A 1432-nucleotide genomic window follows, 5' to 3' on the forward strand; every position below is an offset into this window, starting at 1 on the left:
AAAACTGCTCCACAAATGAGGAAAGTACCATTTTGGACTATTCAATTGTCAATGTGCTTTCTTAACCTAATACTTTTTGGAGTAATAGTCTTCTTTATTATCCACTCGACCTACAAGGTAATCTAAACTTACATTATAAAAATCTGCAAGTTTGATAAGGTCATCTATAGAGATTAACCTGGTACCTGATTCCATTTTAGAATACGCTGATCTTGTACAATTTAAGATTGTTTTTGCAACATATTCTTGTGTCAAATCATCATCCTCGCGTAAATCTCTAATCCTTTTCAACATCCAATGTCTCCTAAAACAAGTATAATATAGTTATTTTCTTATTTTTAAATATGTGACAAATTGGAACATGAAACTATTCTATATATACTTTTTAGGAAACTGTTTACTCTAAATGTATCTCATTTTCCTTAATAGATTTCATATTATGTTTTTCCTTATATTTCTTTATTGTTTTATTAAACATTTCAAATAAATTTATTGCTTCTCTATTTTGTTCCTTCAGTGTTTCAATCTTTCCTTTATATATGTATAAATCCTTCTCTATTGTATCTACTGAACTTTTACCTTGAATACTATTTTCTAAATTGCTAGAACTATTTGCCGTATTATTCAACAATACTTCCTCTAAATTAGTTAAATCATCAATTTTATTTTGGACTTGTTCAATCATATTCTCTAGATATGATATTTGGGCAATGAAATCATTTGTTATATCTTCAAAATCATTCGAACTATTTTCCGCAGATATAAGAAAATCTAATTGTTCTATTTTTTCTTTAATTTTGCTAAGAGGAATTCTTCTATACATATACTGCGGTTCATACTGAAGATTAAATTGCCTAATCAAAGTTTTACCTTTCATAAAGCGATTTTTTTCTGCTGAATCTTTATGATATACATAGTAAGAACTAGTTTCTCTGAGAAATACTTTAACTTTTTCTTCTTCCATATTGATTTGAATATTTGGTACAAAAATAAGTCCTTCTTGTCGGATACCAAACTGTACCTTAATGTAAATTCCATCGTCTACTACTTCTTCTATTTGATTAAGATTCAACTCTACTTCAAACTCATGAACAGCATCCCTATTTCTCTTGAAATCTTGATAGGATTTCCATACCACCTCTTCTGTCGGCAACTCTTTTTCTTTAATTAGCTTTTCTTCATTGTAAAGTTCAACTAAATTTTTATTATCTAAGACAACAGATTCATTTTTGTTATTAAAATAGTCTTGAAAATAACTAACACTATACCGATTAGCTTTTACCAATTCCTGCTCTGAAATCTTAATCTCATCAAATTCAAATTGAACATGTTTTTCTTTCGGAATTATTTTTAATCCAAAAAATTCTGCTCGTTGAATCAATTCATTCATATTCTTCATTTTCGGAAGTAAAAATTCTAAGATGTTTATGAT

Annotated in this window: 2 protein-coding genes; both read right to left on the minus strand. The window is 27.8% G+C overall.

Annotated elements, in window-relative coordinates; all coding sequences use genetic code 11:
* Positions 1–66: 66 nt before the first annotated feature.
* On the minus strand, positions 67–294 hold the full coding sequence (locus tag Q0370_RS06810) for a helix-turn-helix domain-containing protein (RefSeq protein WP_020998542.1): 228 nt from the start codon (positions 292–294) through the stop codon (positions 67–69).
* A 103-nt stretch (positions 295–397) separates the two neighbouring features.
* Positions 398–1432: helical hairpin domain-containing protein (locus tag Q0370_RS06815; protein ID WP_299573791.1), on the minus strand; the 1035-nt coding region annotated here is incomplete at its 5' end.

The sequence above is a fragment of the uncultured Leptotrichia sp. genome (assembly GCF_938036635.1).
In the GTDB taxonomy this organism is placed as follows: Bacteria; Fusobacteriota; Fusobacteriia; order Fusobacteriales; family Leptotrichiaceae; genus Leptotrichia; species Leptotrichia hongkongensis.